This window comes from Actinoplanes sp. NPDC051494, from assembly GCF_044454705.1.
Taxonomy (GTDB): Bacteria; Actinomycetota; Actinomycetes; order Mycobacteriales; family Micromonosporaceae; genus Actinoplanes.
In genome coordinates this window covers 261,341-277,239 of record NZ_JBITDZ010000008.1, presented here as the reverse complement: position 1 = coordinate 277,239, position 15,899 = coordinate 261,341, and the positions used below count along the sequence as shown (strand labels likewise).

General features: G+C 69.5%; 16 protein-coding genes. 9 read left to right on the top strand and 7 right to left on the bottom strand.

Annotation, left to right across the window (positions count from 1 at the left end; translation table 11 throughout):
- The first annotated feature begins 69 nt into the window (after positions 1–69).
- The 3 genes from ACIA6A_RS26830 (at position 70) to ACIA6A_RS26820 (ending at position 3,979) form a co-directional block, all read left to right on the top strand.
- The gene (locus ACIA6A_RS26830; RefSeq protein ID WP_396100613.1) at positions 70–1,680 is read left to right on the top strand and encodes a methyl-accepting chemotaxis protein; all 1,611 of its coding nucleotides are present in this window, start codon (positions 70–72) and stop codon (positions 1,678–1,680) included.
- A gap of 107 nt (positions 1,681–1,787) precedes the next feature.
- Positions 1,788–2,660 (top strand): zinc metalloprotease HtpX, encoded by an 873-nt coding sequence (gene htpX, locus ACIA6A_RS26825; RefSeq protein WP_396100612.1) that lies wholly within the window; start codon positions 1,788–1,790, stop codon positions 2,658–2,660.
- 56 nt (positions 2,661–2,716) lie between these two features.
- Positions 2,717–3,979 (top strand): MFS transporter, encoded by a 1,263-nt coding sequence (locus tag ACIA6A_RS26820; RefSeq protein ID WP_396100611.1) that lies wholly within the window; start codon positions 2,717–2,719, stop codon positions 3,977–3,979.
- On the opposite strand, the gene ACIA6A_RS26815 is transcribed toward ACIA6A_RS26820, so the two are convergent.
- Positions 3,976–4,692 (bottom strand): GntR family transcriptional regulator, encoded by a 717-nt coding sequence (locus ACIA6A_RS26815; protein WP_396100610.1) that lies wholly within the window; start codon positions 4,690–4,692, stop codon positions 3,976–3,978. The genes ACIA6A_RS26820 and ACIA6A_RS26815 overlap by 4 nt on opposite strands.
- A 204-nt stretch (positions 4,693–4,896) precedes the next feature.
- Here ACIA6A_RS26815 and ACIA6A_RS26810 point away from each other — a divergent pair, with 204 nt between their 5' ends.
- Positions 4,897–5,163 (top strand): hypothetical protein, encoded by a 267-nt coding sequence (locus tag ACIA6A_RS26810; RefSeq protein WP_396100609.1) that lies wholly within the window; start codon positions 4,897–4,899, stop codon positions 5,161–5,163.
- A gap of 301 nt (positions 5,164–5,464) precedes the next feature.
- Here the strand turns inward: ACIA6A_RS26810 and ACIA6A_RS26805 are convergent, their stop codons facing one another.
- Genes ACIA6A_RS26805 through ACIA6A_RS26790 form a run of 4 tightly spaced genes read right to left on the bottom strand, consistent with a single transcriptional unit; the run spans position 5,465 to position 8,513 of the window.
- A complete protein-coding gene (locus tag ACIA6A_RS26805; RefSeq protein ID WP_396100608.1) occupies positions 5,465–6,130 on the bottom strand; it encodes an MOSC domain-containing protein in 666 nt (221 codons plus the stop codon).
- A complete protein-coding gene (locus tag ACIA6A_RS26800; RefSeq protein ID WP_396100607.1) occupies positions 6,127–6,939 on the bottom strand; it encodes a GNAT family N-acetyltransferase in 813 nt (270 codons plus the stop codon). Before ACIA6A_RS26800 ends, ACIA6A_RS26805 begins: the two co-directional genes overlap by 4 nt.
- 9 nt (positions 6,940–6,948) lie before the next feature.
- The gene (locus ACIA6A_RS26795; RefSeq protein WP_396100605.1) at positions 6,949–7,953 is read right to left on the bottom strand and encodes an LLM class flavin-dependent oxidoreductase; all 1,005 of its coding nucleotides are present in this window, start codon (positions 7,951–7,953) and stop codon (positions 6,949–6,951) included.
- Entirely contained in the window at positions 7,950–8,513 is a 564-nt protein-coding gene (locus ACIA6A_RS26790) for a TetR family transcriptional regulator (protein WP_396100604.1), read from the bottom strand. The genes ACIA6A_RS26795 and ACIA6A_RS26790 overlap by 4 nt, the downstream gene beginning before the upstream one ends.
- A gap of 71 nt (positions 8,514–8,584) precedes the next feature.
- Here ACIA6A_RS26790 and ACIA6A_RS26785 point away from each other — a divergent pair, with 71 nt between their 5' ends.
- Positions 8,585–10,747, top strand: coding sequence for an acyltransferase family protein (locus tag ACIA6A_RS26785; RefSeq protein WP_396100603.1), 2,163 nt, complete (start codon positions 8,585–8,587; stop codon positions 10,745–10,747).
- Here the strand turns inward: ACIA6A_RS26785 and ACIA6A_RS26780 are convergent.
- Entirely contained in the window at positions 10,725–11,186 is a 462-nt protein-coding gene (locus ACIA6A_RS26780) for a DUF1707 domain-containing protein (protein ID WP_396100602.1), read from the bottom strand. The two genes, ACIA6A_RS26785 and ACIA6A_RS26780, sit on opposite strands and share 23 nt — an antisense overlap.
- 18 nt (positions 11,187–11,204) lie before the next feature.
- Positions 11,205–11,936, bottom strand: coding sequence for an SDR family NAD(P)-dependent oxidoreductase (locus ACIA6A_RS26775; RefSeq protein ID WP_396100601.1), 732 nt, complete (start codon positions 11,934–11,936; stop codon positions 11,205–11,207).
- Between the two features lie 77 nt (positions 11,937–12,013).
- Here ACIA6A_RS26775 and ACIA6A_RS26770 point away from each other — a divergent pair, with 77 nt between their 5' ends.
- The 4 genes from ACIA6A_RS26770 (at position 12,014) to ACIA6A_RS26755 (ending at position 15,661) form a co-directional block, all read left to right on the top strand.
- On the top strand, positions 12,014–12,607 hold the full coding sequence (locus ACIA6A_RS26770) for a TetR/AcrR family transcriptional regulator (protein WP_396100600.1): 594 nt from the start codon (positions 12,014–12,016) through the stop codon (positions 12,605–12,607).
- 16 nt (positions 12,608–12,623) lie between these two features.
- The gene (locus ACIA6A_RS26765) at positions 12,624–13,037 is read left to right on the top strand and encodes a helix-turn-helix domain-containing protein (RefSeq protein WP_396100598.1); all 414 of its coding nucleotides are present in this window, start codon (positions 12,624–12,626) and stop codon (positions 13,035–13,037) included.
- Positions 13,034–13,348: a DUF4180 domain-containing protein gene (locus ACIA6A_RS26760; RefSeq protein ID WP_396100596.1), complete on the top strand. Its 315-nt coding sequence runs from the start codon at positions 13,034–13,036 to the stop codon at positions 13,346–13,348. The genes ACIA6A_RS26765 and ACIA6A_RS26760 overlap by 4 nt, the downstream gene beginning before the upstream one ends.
- 858 nt (positions 13,349–14,206) lie before the next feature.
- Positions 14,207–15,661, top strand: a complete 1,455-nt coding sequence (locus ACIA6A_RS26755; RefSeq protein ID WP_396100595.1) for a hypothetical protein — start codon at positions 14,207–14,209, stop codon at positions 15,659–15,661.
- Positions 15,662–15,899 lie beyond the last annotated feature (238 nt).

Genomic DNA, 15,899 nt, shown 5'->3' with positions numbered 1-15,899 from the left:
TCCCGTGCCGGTGAGCCGATCAGTGTGATGGACGGCACCGATCACCGATGACCTGGGAGCGAGCCCGCGATGACCACTGACACCTCACCGCGCCGTCGCCCCTGGGGAGACCGCGGGGTCGGCACCAAGATCACGGTGGCCGTGGTGGCGGCGACGCTGATCGCCTCGGTGGCGACCGTGCTGACCCTGGTGCAGACCGGCAAAGTCCGGGACATGGGCGACACCATCTACACCGACAACGTGCAGTCGATGGTAATCGCCTCGGACCTGCGGGACATGTTCCGGCTGCTGCGGCTCGACCAGAACGCGGTCGTCACCCTCGAACCGGGCTCCGAGAAGATGACCAAGAAGATCAAGCTGATCGAGGACGACATCGCCGCGGTCGACGCGTTGCTCGCCCAGTACACCCCGGGGGCCGCCGACCCGGCCGTGGTGGCGGAGTTCACCACCCAGCTGGCCACGTACAACGGGCTGGCCGAGAGCAAGATGCTGCCGGCCGCGGTCAAGGGCGATGTCGCCGGGTACATGGAGGTCAAGGACGGCGAGGCGGACGCGCCGTACGAGGCCTGCAAGGCGCTGATGAAGCAGATGCTGGACGCCGAGAACGCCCAGGCGGCGACCCGCGCCGAGCAGCTGCACGCCGGGTACCGTACCGCGCTGACCGTCTCCCTGATCACTCTCGGTGTCGCGCTGCTGGCCGGCCTCCTGCTGGCGGCCTGGGTGGGCCGCGGCATCAGCCGGCCGTTGCGGGCGATCGCCGGCGCGCTCGACCGGGTGGCCACCGGCGACCTGACCGCCGACGTCCCCGACCCCGGCACCCGCGACGAGGTCGGCACGATGGCCCGTGGCCTGCGATCCTCCCTGGCCTCCATGCGGGCCAGCGTCGGCGAGGTGCTCGACCAGGCCCGCCGGCTCACGTCGGCCTCCGGTGAGCTGAGCAACGTTGCCGGGCGCATGGAGACGGGTGCCAGTGCCACCGCGGCGCAGTCGCAGACGGCTGCGGACGCGGCCAACGAGGTCGCGGCCAGTGTCAGCACGGTCGCCGCCGCCAGCGAGGAGATGAACGCGGCGATCGCCGACATCTCCCGCAGCGCCGCGGGCGCGGTCGAGGTCGCGCAGGAGGCGCTGGCCACGGCGACCCGGACCAACATCTCCGTGGCGGCGCTCGGCGAGGCCAGTGTCGAGGTCGGTGACGTGATCAAGGTGATCAACAGCATCGCCGAGCAGACCAACCTGCTGGCGCTCAACGCCACCATCGAGGCGGCCCGCGCGGGTGAGGCCGGCAAGGGCTTCGCGGTGGTGGCCACCGAGGTCAAGGACCTCGCCCAGGAGACCGCGAAGGCCACCGAGGAGATCAGCCGCAAGGTCCAGGCGATCCAGACCAGCAGCCGGGAGACGGCGGCCGCGCTCACCGAGATCAGCGGCATCGTCGAGCGGATCAACGAACACCAGACCACGGTGGCCTCCGCGGTGGAGGAGCAGACCGCGACCACCCAGGAGATCTCGCGCAGCGTCAGTCAGGCGGCCGGTGGGGTGGACGCCATCGCGCACAGCGTGGGCGAGGTCTCCGCGACGGCGGCCACCTCCCGCACCGGTGCGGGCCAGGCGGCCGACGCGGCACAGCAGCTGTCCGGGCTCGCCCTGTCACTCAATCAGGCTGTCGCTCGATTCCGGGTCTGAGACCGGTCGCTCGCAGCGAACTCACAGTCACACACGGATGAATTCACACGTTCGCGGCGTTCCCTGGGATGTGGGCCTACCGGCCCGCATGTGAAGGAGTGATCGTCGTGCACAGACATCACAACGGCCTCAAGACGGCCGCTCTGCTGGGTCTGCTCACCGCCCTGATCCTCGCCATCGGGTATTGGGTCGGCGGTAGCGGTGGACTGGTGTTCGCCGTGGTTCTCTCGCTGGCGTTGAACGCCGGCACCTACTTCTTCTCCGACCGGCTCGCGCTGCGGTCCATGGGCGCGCAGCCGGTCAGCGAGGCCGAGTTCCCCGCGCTGTACGAGATCGTGCGCGAGCTGGCCACCGACGCCGGCCAGCCGATGCCGCGGCTGTACGTGAGCCCGGCCATGCAGCCCAACGCGTTCGCGACCGGACGTGACCCGGCTCATGCCGCGGTCGCGGTGACCGTCGGGATCACCCGGATCCTGGACCGCCGGGAGCTGCGCGGGGTCATCAACCACGAGCTCTCCCACGTGTACAACCGGGACATCCTGATCTCGAGCGTGGCGGGAGCGCTGGCCGGCATCATCACAATGTTCGCCCAGCTGGCGATCTTCCTGCCGCTCGGCGGATCGGACGACGACGACGGCCCGAACCCGGCGTCGCTGCTGCTCATGCTGATCCTCGGCCCGCTGGCCGCGTCGGTCATCCAGCTGGCGATCAGCCGCAACAGGGAGTTCCAGGCGGACGCGTCCGGGGCGACGCTGACCCGCGACCCGCTGGCGCTGGCGAGCGCGCTGGAGAAGATCCACTACGGCGCGCAGCGGACGCCGCTCCCCGCCGAGGGACAGCTCGCCAGCTCGGCGCACCTCATGATCGACAACCCGCTGCGCAGCGGGGGCATCGCCGGCCTGTTCTCGACCCACCCGCCGATGGAGGAGCGCGTCCGGCGCCTGCACCAGCTCGCCGCGGTGACCGGCACCCGCCGATAAGTGAGCTAGCTCATTTCGGGTGTGTTACGACGCTCCCGGCCGATACGGTCGGGAGCGTGACCGCTCTCCGTCAGTACCTCGGCGTGTGGCGGTTGCCGGGCGGCAAGACCCTCCTCGTCGTCGGCATCCTCGCCCGCCTCGGCATCGGCATGACCCCGCTCTCCCTGCTCCTGCTCGTGCAGCAGAGCACCGGCCGCTACGCCGCAGCCGGGCTCGCCGGTGGCATGTATGCCCTGGCCGGTGCCGCGGTCAGCCCGATCGCCGGCCGGATCGCCGACCGCGTCGGCCCGTCCCGGGTGCTGCTCACCACCGCGGTGCTGCACCCGATCGCGCTCGGCGGCCTCGTCCTGGCCGCCCGGGGCGGTGCGGCGGCCCTGCCCTGGATCTTCACGGCCTCGGCGCTGGCCGGCGCCACGTACCCTCCGCTGACCGCCGCCATCCGCCGGGCCTGGATGGACGCGACCGCGGCCGGCACCGGCCGGCACGCGCTGCGCCCCACCGCGATGGCCGCCGAGACCTCGCTGTTCGAGCTGGTCTTCGTGGCCGGCCCGATGCTGGTCGCGGCGTTCGTCGTGGTCGCGCACACACCCGCCGCCGCGGTGCTCTTCGCCGCAGTCGTCACCCTGGCCGGGACACTGTGGATCGCCCTGCTGCCCGTCATGCGCGGATGGACCCGGCACGAGTCCGCCGAGACGGCCCGCGGCCTCGGCCCGCTCCGGGCGAGCGGCTTCCCGGCGCTGCTCGCGTGCACCGGCGGGCTCGGCATCGCGTTCGGGGCGGCCGGGGTCGTCGTCCCGGCCTACGCGTCCGATCACGGCGGCGGCGACAGCCTCGGCGGCATCCTGCTCGGTGTCTGGGGCCTGGGCAGCGCGGTCGGCGGCATCTGGTTCGGCACCCGCCGCCCGGCGATGCCCCTGCCGCGCCAGTTCGCCTGGCTGCTCGCCGGCGTCTCGGCCAGCTTCCTGGCACTGTCGATCATGCCTAGCCCCGGGGCGCTCGGCGCGACCCTGGTCCTCGGTGGCGCGGCCATCGCCCCGGCCCTGACGGTCCTGAACAACCTCGTCGGCCGGATCGCGCCACCCGCGATGCTGAACGAGACCTACACCTGGATGATCACGGTGTCGGTGGGCGGCAGCGCGGCCGGCGGCTCGGTGGCCGGCACGATCGTCGACCACCCCGGCGGCCTGCCCTGGGCCTTCGTCTTCCCGGCCGTCGTCCTGGCCGCGGCGGCCCTGCTGGCGGCGCTCCCAGCCGGCCCGCTGGCCCGCGCCGACGACCTGGCCGACCAGCGGCTACGCGAGGCCCTGGCAGCCGGTTAGCCGGACTCCGGGCCGAAACGGAGATGCTGGGTGATCCGGTACCGGTCACCGCGGTAGACCGACCGCGAATACTCGATCGGACGGCCCCCGGTGTCCCTGGTCGTCCGCTCGAACACCAGCGCGGGGGAGTACAGCGGCACCCCGAGCAGCCGGGACTCCGTCGCATCGGTCACCGTCGGCTCGGTGGTCTGCAGCGCGTCGGCCGGAACCACCCCGTGCCGATCCCGGAGCCGATGATAAAGCGACCCGGCCGACACATCCTCACGCGTCAGGTTCGGAACGACGGTCTGCGGCAACCGGATCTCCTCGATCGCCATCGGCTGCCCGTCCACGACCCGCCGGCGCAAAAACCGGATGAGCCCGTCCTCGGCCGGCACCTCCAGCCGCCGCCCGAGCCGCGACCCGGCCGGCACGACCTCGAACTCCAGCAGCTCACTCACCCACTCACCCTCGGCCGGGGGCAGATCGGCGGTGGACGGAACCTCCTGCGAGATCTTGCGAGGATTGGTGAACGTGCCACGCCCGTGCCGGCGTACGAGAAGCCCTTCTCTGGCCAGCTCTTCTATGGCAGCCCGGATCGTCGGCCGCGAAGCCCCCAGGTCGGCACTGAGATCACGCTCCGACGGAAGCGCGTCCCCCGGCGCCACCGCGTCGATCAGCTCCCGCAACCGTTCCCGAACTTCACCGCGCCGCATCCCCACCCCATCTCGCATCCCCCCAACCTGCACTGTGCCCCGTGATCCACTCCCAAGTCCACCGTGGCCGGTATCACCGCTCCAGCACCGAAGGTCCGGTTCGCCACCCCGGCCACAGCCCCACGCTCGCCCAACGCGCCCGGACACCCCTGGCACGAAGCCCGCGTTCCGGCCTGCCGAGGTGTTGTTGCCCACAGTGGACGCTCATGTGACAGTGGCCGCATGCCGCGAAAGCCCGGACCGACCTTCGCCGACCTGGTCCAGAAGGAACACCGCTGGATCGAACTGGCGGTCTCCAACGATCACCGCAGGGTCCGCAAGCCCGCCTTCGACCGTCTCCAAGCCCTGGGCGTGGACCTACCGCCCCATCCCACGGACCGCGACATCTGGGCGGCCGGCATCCAGGACCGGGACTTCCAGCGGGAGCGGCCGGTGAATCCGTCGCGAAAGCTACAAAGGTTCGAATCCTCTACCCGCTACAGGCAGTAAGTTAAGGCTGCTCACCAGCTGAAACAGCGGTGAGGGGCCTTCTTCGTCGGTCCCTCTGAGTCTCACGCGTCACGGCAAATGCGCGGCAACGTTTCCCGGCCGGGTCACTCAGCTGGGGGTGTCGCTGCCCGCCCGTCCCGGAAGGCGTCCAGGTGGCCGTCCAGCCCTGGCGGGAAGGTCTCGATGTGCCAGCCGAGCGCCCGGCGGCTCTTCAGCAAGGACCGACGTCTCGGAGCTGACTGAGCCGCTGGTCGCGCAGAGGGACGTAACGGGTAGCAGTGATGGGGCTGCGGGACCTGGTTCAGAGGCGGAGGCGCTGGCGGATCTCGGCTTTCAGGGAGTCGGGGAGACCTTCGATGGTGAGGTAGCCGGCCAGGTCGGCGGGGTTGTGGATCCAGGTGTGGAAACTCTCGCCGATCGTCACGCCGTGGCCCGGGCGGTCGAGGACCTGGATGGGGTCGCCGGCCTGGACGTTGCCGGGGGTCACCACGCGGAAGTAGACGCCGGGGCGGGTTTCCGCGGCGAAGCGTTTGACCCAGCGGGGTTCGCCCATTTTCCACTGGAACGTGGCGCACGGGATGCGGCCGAACGTCGTCTCCAGCACGAGGGTGTCACCGATCTGCCAGGTCTCGCCGATCTCGGCGGCGTGGAGGTCGATGCCGGCGGTGGTCAGATTCTCGCCGAAGATGCCGCCCGGGAGCTGTCGGCCGAGTTCCTTTTCCCACCAGTCGTAGTCCTCGCGGGCGTACGCGTAGACCGCCTGCTCGTCGCCGCCGTGATTGCGGAGGTCCCAGATCTCGTCGCCGGCGAGGCCGCTGGCCTTTTCCGGTGGCTGGCTGCCCTTGGGGCCGGGTGCGGTCACCGCTACCGGGTGGGTGACCGGTTGCTTGTTGATGCCGGTGGTGCCGACTCCCTTGACCGCGGTCTGTTCCCGGACGGCGATGTTGACCTGCAGCACTGTGCTCATGACGTGAACTCCATCGTGGTGCGGTCCTGCAGCGCGACGAAGCCGAGCCGCTGGTAGAGGGCATTCGCGGTGGGATTGGCGTGGTCGGCGAAGAGGACCACGTCGGTGGCTCCGGCGGTCAGGGCCGAGCGGCTCACGGCCGCGGTCACGCCGGCGGCGTAACCGTGGCGGCGGTGCCGGGCCGGGGTGTAGACCGACTGGATGCGGACCATGCCGGATTCGGGGCGGGTGAGGGCGGCCATGGCGACCGGGTCACCGCCGTTTTCCCAGAGCGTGATGCCGCCGTACGGGAGCCGCTGGTCGACGAAGTCCGCCGGGTTGCCGCCTTCGCTGACCTCGTGGAAGAACTCCGTGGTCCAGGTGACCAGCAGGTCGCGGTCGTCGGGGCCGGCCACCCGGGAGGTGCCCGCGCAGGTCGGGGGCACCAGCGTGCCGAGGCGGTAGAGGCGCAGCCGGCCCCAGATCGTGGCGGTGTCGCCGGTGCGCCGGATCCACCCGTCGGTGAATGCGTGGACGACCGGGTCGGGGCCGCCCGCGCCGCTGAGGGGGCCTTCGACGGCGCGGGCCAGTTCCTCGGCGGTCGCCGTGGGCATGTCGGACATCATGATCGGGAACGGTGGGGTACGGACGAACGCGGCTCCGGGCGCCCAGCCGAAGACGGGGGTCCCGGCGCCGTACGCGTCCGGTCCTTCCCGGCGCACGGTCTCGGCCACGGTGATCAGCACCGTGTTCTCGACCGCTCTTTCCCTGAGGAAGCTCCCCGCCGCGGCGAGGAACTCCTCGACGTCTTCCGTGATCCTCCAGGTCATACCCAGAGCCTAGAGCCCCCAGGCTTTGGCGATGCGGGCCAACGAATCCTTGCGGGTCTCGGGGTCGTAGACCGTGCCGGCCAGGATCAATTCCTTGGCGCCGGTGCGTTCCACCAGCGTGTCGAGGCTGGCGACGACCTCGTCGGCGGTGCCGGCGTACTGGGTGCCGGGGAGCTGGGCGAGCAGGCCGCGGTCCAGGTCGGACAGGTCGGCGGCGGCGGCCGTCTCGGGGGAGACGATCGGGGCGAGGCGGCCGGTGCGCAGGCTGAGCGCCATGATGCGGCTGGGGCCGGCCAGGTAGTCGGCCTCCTCGGTGGTCTCGGCGGCGATCACCGAGGCGCTGACCATGAGGTGCGGTTCGGGGAAGCGCGGCGAGGGCTTGAACCCGTTGAGGTAGATCCGGGCGGCCGAGTCCACGTCGGAACTCATCGCGAAGTGATATGCGTAACAGAATGGCAGGCCGAGGGCGGCCGCGACCTGGGCGCCGTACGTGGACGAGCCCAGCATCCACACCTCGGGGAAGCTGGACGGGAACGGCGTGGCGACCAGTTTGCCGTTCGATTCGATGCGGTCGTCGCCGAGCAGCGAGAGCATCAGCTTGAGGTGGTCGGGGAACTGCTCGACGGTCAGGTGCGGGGACACTCCGCGCAGCGCGGTGGCGGTGGCCTGGTCGGTGCCCGGGGCCCGGCCGATGCCCAGGTCGATGCGGCCCGGGTGCAACGCTTCGAGCAGGGCGAACTGTTCCGCGACGACGAACGGCATGTGGTTGGGCAGCATCACGCCGCCGGAGCCGACCTTGATCCGCGGGGTGTTCGCCGCGAGGTGGGCGATCAGCACCGGCGGCGACGTGGACGCGACGGCCGGGGCGTTGTGGTGCTCGGCGACCCAGAAGCGGGAGTAGCCGAGCTGGTCGGCGGCCTGGGCGATCTCGGTGGTGCCGCGCAGCGCGTCGGTGCTGTCGTGACCCTCGCGCACGGTGGCGAGGTCGAGGACGGAGAGGGGTACACGACTCATCGTCGGGTCCAATCGAGAGTGTCGAATCCGGTCCGGATCAGGTGGTGCAGGCCGGGGATGCCGGTGGCCGCGTCCCAGTGCGGGCAGGCGGTGTTGAGCACGGTCCGGGCCGCGTTGATGGTGAGTTCGAGTTCGAAGGCGGGCAGGCCGGCGCGGGTGGCGGCCCAGTCGCGCAGGCCGTCCCAGAAGCGGTCGGCGACCTCGCGGGAGCAGCCGCTGAGTTCGGGGGAGGCGAGCCGCACCCGGCGCTGCAGGATCATCCGGTCGGCGGTCGCGGCCGTGTAGCCGAGGAGCAGTTCCCGCAGGGAGGTCCAGAGCGGTTCGCCGTCCGGGCGGGCGGCCATCAGGGATTCCCACAGGGCCGGGTCGTCGGGGTCGGGGTCGAAGACGACCGACTCCTTGCCGGCGAAGTAATTGAAGAACGTGCGCCGGGAGATGCCGGCGGCCGTCACGATGTCGTCGACGGAGACCGCGTCGAAGCCCCGTTCGGTCATCAGGCGCAGCGCTGTGCCGTGCACGAGGCGCCAGGTCTCGCGTTTCTTGAGTTCCCGGACGGTCATGACCCCATTATGCACTCGGTGCAACTTGCACCTGGTGCATGAACTTCGCCACACGTACACCTGACGTTCGAATGCGACTGGTCAACTACCGCGTGTCCATCACCACCCCGTCGAGGGCGATCCCCCAGCAACGTTCGGGCGAACAGGCAGCCGTCACCCACACCGGGTTCCGGCCCGACATCGAGGGCCTGCGCGCGGTGGCCGTCACCCTCGTCGTCCTCGGGCACGCCGGTCTCAGCCGGCTCGAAGGTGGCTACGTCGGCGTCGACGTCTTCTTCGTCATCTCCGGCTTCCTGATCACCACACTGCTGCTGAAGGAGCTCGGCCGCACCGGCCGGATCTCGCTGTCGACGTTCTACGCGCGGCGCGCCACCCGGCTGCTGCCCGCCTCGACCCTGGTCGTGATCGTCACCCTGATCGGCAGCTGGCTCTGGCTGCCCGCCACCCGGTTCGCCTCGATCGCGACGGACGCGCTGGTCAGCACGTTCTACGGGATCAACTGGCGGCTCGCCGCCGAGGGCACCGACTATCTCAACGCCACCGCCGCGCCCTCACCCCTGCAACACCTGTGGTCGCTCGCCGTGGAGGAGCAGTTCTACCTGGTGTGGCCGCTGCTGCTGCTCGCGATCTGGGCATGGCGGCGGGGCACGGCACACCGCGTACCCGTGATCGTCGCGCTGTCCACGATCGTGGTCGTCTCCCTCGCGGTCAGCGTCCACCAGACGACCACCGCCGCGCCCTGGGCCTATTTCGGGGCGCACACCCGGGCGTTCGAGCTGGCGATCGGCGCGCTGGTGGCGGTCGCTGGTGGCGCTCTCGCCCGTACCCCCCGGATCTGGTCCTGGATCTTGACCTGGGGTGGTCTGGGTGCGATCGGCACGGCGGCGATCGTCTTCGACGATGCCACCGCTTTCCCCGGCTTCGCGGCCTTGCTTCCGGTGCTCGGCACGGCCGCGCTCATTGCCGGGGGTACGACCGGAGCTCGCGGCGGCGCGGTCTCTCTGCTCGGGACCTGGCCGTTGCAGCAGATCGGCAAGCTCTCGTACGGGTGGTACCTCTGGCACTGGCCGGTGTTGATGATCGGCCCGGCCGCACTGGGCCGCGAGGCGTCGCTGACGCTGAACCTCGCGCTGGCGCTGGGTGCGCTGATGCTCGCCGTGGCCTCCTACCACCTGGTGGAGAACCCGGTCCGGAACCGGCCGTGGCTCAAGATCCGGGCCTGGCGCGGTATCGGCGTGGGCCTGATCCTGTCCGCCTCGGCGGCCGCGCTGGCGCTGGTCGCGACGCACCTCACCCCGCCGCTGCCGACCGGACCGGACGCGCCGGGCACCGCGGTGGCGCTGGCTGCGGCGAGCGACCCGCAGGCCCGCCTGGCCCAGCTGATCAACGCCTCGGCCAAGCGGAAGCTGATGCCGTCGAACATGACACCCGAGCTGACGAGCGCCGCCGGGGATTCGCCCCGGACCTATACCGACAAGTGCCATCTCGATCTGCTGGAGTCGTTGCGGGACCAGCCGTGCGTCTACGGCGATCCGGCCGGTTCGCAGACCGTTTACCTCATCGGCGACTCGCACGCGGCGCACTGGTTCCCAGCGTTCGACCAGGCGGCCCGGGACAGCGGCTGGAAACTGAAGACCCTGACCAAGGGCGCCTGCCAGGTGCCATCGGTACGGGTGTGGGCGGTGACGTTGAAGCGCCCGTACGACGAATGTGTCACCTGGCGTGACCAGGTCTTCGAGCGGGTCCGCGCGGACAGGCCGGACCTCGTCGTGCTCGCCTCCAACGACCTGGACAACGGCGGCCTGGTCGACGATGCCGGCGCCCGGATCCCCACCTCGGGGACCGCGGACGACAAGCTCTGGCTGCGAGGCTGGGAGACGTCGTTCGAGCGGCTGGCACAGCCCGGCACCGCGCTGGTGCTGCTGCAGGACTCGCCGTGGCCGAAGGGCATCGCCCCGGAGTGTCTCGCGGCCCACGCGCAGGACGTGACGGAGTGCTACCGGACCCGGCGCGGCTCCATCGTGGAACCCGGCCGCCGCAACGCGACCGCGGCCCTCGCGAAGAAGCAGGGGATCCGCGTGGTGAACCCGGTCTCGTGGTTCTGCACGACGATCTGCCCGGTGGTCATCGGCGACCTGCTGGTCTTCAAGGACAACAGCCACTTGACCACGGCGTACTCGAAGGCGCTGGCGCCGCTGGTGCGGCGGCAGATCATCGACGCCGCCGGCTCCTGATCCGCTGCACCCCGACCGTGGTCGCGCCGAGCGCGGCACCGGGCACCAGCAGCCAGATCGGCCAGGGGTAGATCTCGCTGTCCACGGTCACCAGGACGAGGAACCAGGCGAGCAGGTTCACCGCGGCCAGCGAGCCCCACACGGTCCAGAGCACCATCAGGGCCATCGGCAGCTTGCGGGCCAGCCGCCGGTCCTCGGCGGCCCGCTGGGCGGCGACCTCGGCGGCACTGGTCCCCGGCCGGGGCAGATCATCGACGAGGCCCACCAGGTCGCCGTAGGTGCGGGCGGCATACGCGTCCCGCACCCGGTCGTCGTACTCGGCGAGGGAGAGCCGGCCCTCGTCCAGAGCGGACTTCAGCTGCTCGGCGATCTTGTGCCGGTCGGCATCAGCCGCGCGCATGGTGTCGGTCTCGGTCCTACGCACGACTTCCTTCGCCATGCAGGACAGGCTAGCGGCTCAGACGCCGACCTCGCCGCCGTCCACATAGAGCTCGCTGCCGGTCATGAAGCTGCTCTGCGCGGACGCGAGAAAGAGCGCGGCGTTGGCGACCTCCTCCGGCCGGCCCAGACGGCCCAGCGACACGTTCACCGTGAGCTGCTTGAACAGGCTCGCGGTGTCCTCCGGGTCGAGCCCGGCCAGCCCGGGGGTCTCGGTCGGCCCGGGAACCAGCGTGTTGACCCGGATGCCGCGCGGCGCCAGCTCACCGGCCCAGGTCGAGGCGAACGAGCGGATCGCGGCCTTCGACGCGGCGTACGCGCCGAACGACGGTGACCCACCGGTCGCCGAGGTCGACCCGGTCACGATGACCGAGGCGTTGTCCGCGAGCTTGGGCAGCGCCTTCTGCACGGTGAACACGGTGCCCTTGACGTTACGGTCGAACGAACTGGCCAGGTGCTCGGGCGTGGTGTCGGCCAGCGTGCCGAACTCGCCGCCGCCCGCGTTCGCGAACAGCACGTCCAGCGACGTGATCCCCGCGAACAGCCGGTCGAGGTCGGCCGGATCGCTCGCATCGCCCTGCACGCCGACCGCGCCCGCCCCGATCTCGGCCACCGCGGCGTCCAGCGTCTCCTGCCGGCGGCCGGTGATGATCACCGTGGCGCCCTCGGCCGCGAACCGCTTGGCCGCCGCCAGCCCGATGCCCGAGGTGCCGCCGGTGACCAGGGCCGTCTTGCCGTCGAGCTGTCCCATGATTCCTCCTCATTAGCTGTACCGCTCGGTACAAGAGGAAACGTACACCCAATTTTACCGTTCGGTACAGTTGTGTGATGAGCGAGTCATCCCCCGGATCCCGGCGCCGCTTCGACCCCACGGTCGCGCTCGCTCGGGCCAAGGAGGTCTTCTGGCGGCACGGCTACGAGGGGGCGTCCCTCACCGACCTCACCGCCGCCATGGGGATCAACAAACCCAGCATGTACGCGACCTTCGGGACCAAGCGCGAACTCTTCGAGAAGGTGATCGAGGCGTACGCGCAGGAGGACATGGCCTTCGAGCGCGAGGCATTGGAGCAGCCCACGGCGTACGGCGTGGCGGCGGCCCTGCTGCGCGGCAACGCGATCGCCGTGACCCGGGAGGACTGCCCGGCGGGTTGTCTGGCCATCCAGGGCGGGGTGTCGACCGGGCCGGCCAACGCCGAGGTGGCGCAATTCCTGGCCACCAGCCGGCTCGCCGGGGAGGCGCTGCTGGCCGACCGTTTCCGGCGGGCCGACGACCTCCCGCCCGGCACGGACCCGGCGGCGCTGGCCCGCTTCCTGATGATGGTGACCGAGGGTCAGGCGATCCACGCGACGGCCGGCGTGCCCCGCGAGGCACTGCTGGAGGCGGCCGAGATCGCGCTTCGTTCCCTATCCTTACCTTCTTAGGGTAGTTTAGGGAACTATGGATGACAGTTGGTACTCGGTCGAGCAGGTCGCCGAACGCTTGGGCCTGCACGTCCGCACCGTCCGCGGCTACATCCGCGAGGGCCGGCTCGCCGCGGTCCGCATCGGCAAGCAGTACCGCATCGCCCAGGCCGACCTCGACGCCCTCACCGGCCGTCCAGCGGCGCGGGCCCCGGCCCGCGCCGAGGTCTCCGCGGTCGTCGAGATCGAGGACGTCCCGCCGGCCGCCGCCGACCGGATCGGCACCCTGCTGGTCGCCGGCGCGCAACTCATCCCGGACCTGCGCGTCCGGACCATCCACGACGAGGCCCGCAGCCGCCTCAAAGTGATCGTCCTGGGCAGCCCGGCCGCCACGGCCGACCTCCTCGGCACGCTCGCCGACGTCCTGCGGCCGGAAAGCGGCATCCTGTGACAACCCCGCTGATCTACCCCACCGAAGGCCCACTCCTCGACGCCCACGGCATGATCGGCGACGCCTGGGGCGCCGAGACCGACACGGTGGTCGTCCCGGTGGAGCGCCTCGATCCCGGCTTCTTCACCCTCAGCAACGGCGTCGCCGGCGAGATCCTCCAGAAGTTCGTGAACTACCACATCCGCCTGGTCCTCATCGGCGACATGGCCGGCCACGGCACCGCCTTCAGCGACCTGGTCCGCGAGTCCAACCGGGGCACCCAGGCCTGGTTCCTGCCCACCCTCGACGACCTCGACGCCAGGCTCGGATAGCAGAACGGCCCCGGAGCGCGTTTCCGCAGCTTCCGGGGCCGTTCTGTGTGCCTGTGGCGGGTAGAGGATTCGAACCTCTGTAGCTTTCGCGACGGATTTACAGACCCCTCCATCCGACCGTGCTGAGCAGCGCAAACAGCATCCCCGTCACTGCCGTAGCCGTGCCCTCGCCGTACATGCTGAAACAGGCGGGCGCTGTACAGCTCGCCGACACGGATCCGCGCCAGCGCTCAGCTATGTCCTCGTAAGAGGGTGTCCCCCGGACTGTCCCCTCGTTTCCCCTGTTCAAGCCCATTGAGGGACACGGGGGACAGCGGGGACAGGGGCTGTCAGCTTGGGAAACGTACCGAGACACCTGTCCTCTACGGTCAACTGCAACTCACGGCGGTTTTGAGTGGCCTGGAGTGGCCTCAGATGGCCATGCCTAATGGCACGCCCATGGCACGGCGCGGCTTGCTGGCGCCACCGACTGAGGGGATGGAGCGTGGCCTTCGGAGGGCGACGCCGGGTATACCCCGGCCGGGGCTCTGAACAGCGGCGGAGCGGCCGGGCAGGGGTTGGAGGCGAGGCGCTTCGGCCCACGCTCGGCCCGTTGGCTGCGCTAGACGAATTTTTCAGCCGAAGAGCCGTTTCCTAGAGCGACGGGGTCCGGGGCGGAGCCCCGGCCGCCGGAGGCGTGGGCCAGTTTTCTTCAGCTCCACCAACCAGCTGCGCGGGTCGGCCGCAGGCGTCGCACAATCTGTACGACGTTAACTGGGTGGTAAGTCCTATCTTCGCAAGGGGGTCTGACGGTCATGCCCCAGAGTAATTTGGAGAGGGCCTTTACCCGTGGCTCGGATTGATCCCAATCAGCACGTCTTGAAGCAGCTAGTCTTCCCTGACCGTTACGAGTCCCTCGTCGAGCGACTCGGGCCGGAGGTAGCGAAGCTCTTAGTGAGCCCTCAGGAAGCGACGCGACATCTGTTAGAAGACGCGGCCTTCGCCGTGCGCGGTCGTCGTGAAGGTGCCCTGATCCCCCTTTACGCGGCGTCCGGCACTGGTAAGACGACTCTGGCGAACAATCTCGGGACTTTCTTTCCTGGGGTCTACACCGACACGCTTCCATACAACGGTGCCGTGGTGGCGGATGAACTCCGGGTGGCACTGTCAGACTTCGCGCAGCACCTGCCGGTCAACGACACCCGGGTAATTCCCATCAACATTGACCACCGTGAAGGAAGTCCTCCTGACGAGTCGGAGATGGCTGAACTGAAGAGGTTTCTCCGGAGCCCTCAGCTTGGGGCGCGTTGCGCCGTATTGTGGCCGGATACGTCCGCCTCGGTTGCCCAAGGGATGGCTCGGGCTTATGAGGCGATCGCGGGTACGCCCGCTGTAGAAATTCCCGTTGCAGTAGAGGGGCCTCCTCGGGAATCCTGGCAGGAGACCGCATCCAATACTCTGCGGCTGAGTAACGACTTGGACTCGCTAGAAGACCTCGGCGTCGACCCGAGGAACTACGACCCGGCTGCCTTCAAATCGATCGGTGCTTTTCTCCGCAAACTGTCGGACGACTTTCGCACGACCCAGCTCCGCCTTCTCCGCGCGGTTCAGAGGCCGCTTCGCCTCGCCGTCGTCTTCGTCAGCGAGAGTAGTGACGCAGGGGTCCTTGTCCACCTGACCAGCAGCACCCGCTTTGGTCTGCTTGATGGTCACGCCCTGCTAGACGCGACCAAGACGAGTGAAGTGGGGAAGTGGTGGAGCGCTCGTCCTGGTCTTCTGACACAGACGATCGTTCAGCTCGACGCCCGAGCATTCTGCCTACCTCCGACAGCATCGGTGGGGATCCTTCGACGTTACGGCGACGAATCGATCGTCAAGCCTTTAATGGAGTTGGGGATCAAAAGCCAGGGTGAATCCCGGCTCAAAGTGGCGATCGATCGCGCCGACCTCGGTAAATATTTATTGGGGCAGTCCCGCGCTACCTATGAGGTGCGAGGGACCCCGAGTACTACCTCTATCCCCGCCTTCCAGCTGCTTGCCGAGACCGGTTTCACCGCTGGCGCTGACAAGCGACTTAACAAGGTAATGGGGGAATCGATCACAAAATTCTTGACGCTACACGCCCTGCCCGGGATAGTGGCATCCGAGCAGAAGTTGGATTTTTGCCCACTAATTCCCGACAATAGTGTGGACACTGGCTCTGACGTGATCTGTATCGAGTACACCTGGCGATCGGGGGACTTCCTTCGGCCGGCCAACCGTGCCGCTATCGCCCAATACTGCTTAGCTAAGATGCGGAACTACTGTCGCGAGCTGGGTTGGGTACATGAGTAGCAGGTTCCCGCAGCCCCGATTCCCCTGATTTGAGGAATCGGGGCTGCGTCGTATCCGGCGTTCGGCAAGCTGTCCTACGTCGTCGCGCGCCGGGAGCAGAGCGGCAAGGCGGGTGCGACCCCCCCCCCGTACGGCTCGTGCGCGGGAGCCGATGGCTCGGATCTTGCGCCGAGTCGGTCGACCGATGTCGGGCACATCGGGGGACACCTGTCCCGGCGCTGTCCCCCTGGTTTTCGCA